Here is a 3,315-nt window from a genome sequence, read left to right as displayed (position 1 = left end):
AAGCCAACCCAGAAAATTACCTGCCATGGAATTATCTAGAAAATAGTGAGTAACGGCTGACTTGCTTTCCAAAAAAGACTGAATTGGGCTAACCGCCCAAGTCAAACTATGCAGCCGTAAGCTCACATCTACGCAAGTATCCGCAAAATTAACCTGATGATGCTTTGAATCCAGCATAGCCTCTATTAATTCCACTTCATCTAACTCAGCTGCTAACATCAATGGCGTATAACCAAGCATTGCGGTATCGTGTTTAGCATTAGGATCTGCGCTATGTTGAATCAATATTTTGGCAATTTTCCTAAAATCCTCGGCTGTTGAATATTTCGTAATATTTTTTCTTTCATATTCTTTACATGCCTCAGTCGTATTACGAAACAAAGGATTGCTATCCTGCTCTAACATCACCCGTTTTAAGTGCTGAATATCATGAGGAAACAATCCAGCCGCATGAGCTCGGATGGACTGCAGACTCACCTCTGAGTACTTCATCCGTTCCCAGTGAACCGAGTTCACTTGAGGTCTTGTATGGTGGGCAATAAGTCCTATTGCGGTATAAAGTGGTGTCTCACCAATGATATCGTGCCTTCCATCTACAGAAGCTCCCATTTCAAGTACTTTCTGCACTATGTCTGGTCTGCCTGTTTGAACGGCACATCCAAGAGCTGATAGCTTTCTCTTGTCTGTTAGCGCATCCAGCACGCTTTTCCGATGAGGCTTTTGGCTTAATAAATAGAATGCTTCATCGCTCATAGAGTTCAATGGCGTCAAATTAACCTGCATTGATTGTATTGCCATCAAAATAGCAGACTCACTACTCGAAGAAAGTTTATTAATATCGGCCCCTGCACTTATTAAGGCAGAAACTGCCTTATTATCATCCTGCATGGCAAAGTAAACGAGTTGAGGCATTTTCTTGATGAGCCCACCATTCATACCCACCGATAAAAGCTTGTTTGGTTTTTTAATGTTTAATTCATGACTAGCTTCATCTACCATCCAAATGCCACAATTAGAATGTAGGTTTTCAGGATAAATACTCCCAATAAAAAATGACTCCCTAGTAAAAAACGCATCAAAATACTGACTAAATGCAGATATCTCCCAATTGTCGATATCTTGGGGTTTAACCTTGAAAGCGTCATTATTTAAGTTTGGCGGCATAAAGTCGATTTTCATAACCACCGCCATTCGCCGAAGTCGATTGATAAAACTTTTGGCTGGTTTGGGAACTCGACAGGCGACTACGATGGCTTCGATAATTATTTTCTCAGCATTTTCACCTTGTCTATAGATGACCTGTTCAAACGCAAGCTTGTAGTCTTCAATAGCTTCGGTTAACTTTCCTGAGTGCAAGTGATAACGAGCTCTCATCCAGTGATAGTAGTATGTGGTCTCATGATTAACATCAAGCTGTACCTGCTGTTTTTTAAGCTCTTTTAGCAAAGCTAAGCATTGATTCTGAGCATCTACTTTTTTCGGGGTTCTTAGAGAAAGTAACTCAAACAAGTTCATAGCTAATGGCGTTGTAGCTTGATATTTAATGGTTCCCTTGTGAAGAAGCTTAAACAAGTTTTCTACTAGCGCCACCAAACATTCTTCTGGTGACTTCTCTACCAACATAGCAATATCAGTATACCCACTTCGATGGAAAAAGTAGCCCCATAGTCTTGCCGTAATCAAGCGAGCCTTAATTGTCCCCCAGCTATTGCCTCTTTGCCATTGCTCTCCCAGAGAAGCAATGCTGGTAAGGTCTGGCAACTCTGCATTTGCTTCTAAAGACCAGATACGTAATCGATCTTTTTGATAATCTGAGCTATTGATAACAAATTGTTGCCACTCTGTTGAGTCGTCCAGTTTTTCCAGGACAATTGAAATTAGTGGTCTATCACTCCTGGCTATATATCGTGTTGATAGCTTCATTCCATTTAGCGTATCCGAGCATATTTCCGCTATAGCAAATGTCATAAAAAATTGGTCTATAAACTGCCTTGATATTTCAGCATTTACACCATCTAGAGGTACGGTTTTTATCAGCTGGAAATAACTATCTGTAATTTTATTAAATTGCTTTAAAATATGATCAGCAAAGTAAATGTTGACATACTTACTTAGAGGCTCATGAATTAATACCTTTTTTAGTGAGTCTAGTAAGTATGGGTTAATTTCAGCGTTCTTACATGCATCATCGATTTTCTTCCCAGCCAAGCTCTTAGTTCCCAAGCCTTTGGCAAATTCGCGAAGCAAGTATTGAGCTGAGTAATAGGGGGTGGTGATTGTTTTACTAGTCATATTGAATATTAATACTCTTCATGAAATAACCTATTCATCTTTATTAACTGATAGGCATAATTTATGTGCGTCTTTGTAAATTTTATATATGGTATAAAAAGTATGATGGGCACTCTGCCCATCATACTTACTTTTATTTACTATTTTTCGCAGCTGCCGCTTGCGCTCTTGCCGCGAAACTTCCTTTAGCTACCTGACCTCCATTAGCTTTGGCTTGTCCGCCTTGAATGCGTGCTGCTGCCGATGGTGTCATTGGTGCTGATTTAGGTTTAGACATGTTCATTTCTCCTTGTTGTTTGAACACACATAATTTAACAAGGCTTGGATTCAAATAATAAGTGCATAACTTGAATAGGTAGAAAAAACGGTCAGCTGAATATATGCTAATCGCTTTTTCTCCGGCAAGAGATGCAACAATGAAAACATATAAACAACTGACCTATGAACAACGATGCCAGATTTATGCCTTAAAGAAAACAGGTATGAGTCAAAATAAAATAGCAGAACAACTAAATGTTAGCCAATCAACCATTAGCAGGGAATTCTCCCGTAATACAGGTAAGTGTGGCTATCGTATTAAACAAGCTCAAAATACAGCCGACAAGCGCCGATTAACGGCTTGTAAAGCCATTAAAATGACAACAAGAATCATTGAGTTAATCGACTCGAAAATCAAAGAAAAATGGAGTCCAGAGCAAATATCTGGATGGCTTAGTGAAGAGCAATGCATCAGTATTAGCTATGAAACCATTTATCAGCATATTTGGTCTGACAAGCGTTGTGGTGGTCAATTATTCAAAGACTTACGTAGAAAAGGAAAGGTTTATCAATCACGCAGTAAGGATAAACAAGCCGGTAGAGGATTTATTAAGAACCGCATAAGTATTGATGAACGGCCTGGCAGATTCAACTCTGAAGTGCATAACCGCTACGCAGCTATAGCTGCCATGTATTCAGCCATTAATTTGGCTGGTGTTTTGTAATTTATTTTCTTTCTTGGCCTATCATTGAGCTTTACTATTA

At 39.2% G+C, this 3,315-nt stretch carries 2 protein-coding genes and 1 pseudogene; 1 reads left to right on the top strand and 2 read right to left on the bottom strand.

Annotation, left to right across the window (positions count from 1 at the left end; all coding sequences use genetic code 11):
• Positions 1 to 2,292: ankyrin repeat domain-containing protein (locus KSO91_RS16580; protein ID WP_238744133.1), on the bottom strand; the 2,292-nt coding region annotated here is incomplete at its 3' end.
• Positions 2,293 to 2,425: 133 nt separating this feature from the next.
• Positions 2,426 to 2,569 (bottom strand): hypothetical protein, encoded by a 144-nt coding sequence (locus KSO91_RS16575; RefSeq protein WP_238744132.1) that lies wholly within the window; start codon positions 2,567 to 2,569, stop codon positions 2,426 to 2,428.
• Between the two features lie 139 nt (positions 2,570 to 2,708).
• Between KSO91_RS16575 and KSO91_RS16570 the strand changes: the two are divergent.
• Positions 2,709 to 3,191 (top strand): annotated as a pseudogene (locus tag KSO91_RS16570) (IS30 family transposase); the annotation flags it as partial.
• Between the last annotated feature and the right edge of the window lie 124 nt (positions 3,192 to 3,315).

Origin of the sequence: Psychromonas antarctica, from assembly GCF_022267535.1 — a bacterium.
In the GTDB taxonomy this organism is placed as follows: Bacteria; Pseudomonadota; Gammaproteobacteria; order Enterobacterales; family Psychromonadaceae; genus Psychromonas; species Psychromonas antarctica.
This window is presented reverse-complemented; position numbering and strand designations above follow the sequence as displayed.

What these genes read in the sequence shown, in the direction of transcription:
- KSO91_RS16575 (WP_238744132.1), bottom strand. Translation starts at nt 2,569, where the DNA reads ATGTCTAAACCTAAATCAGCACCAATGACACCATCGGCAGCAGCACGC.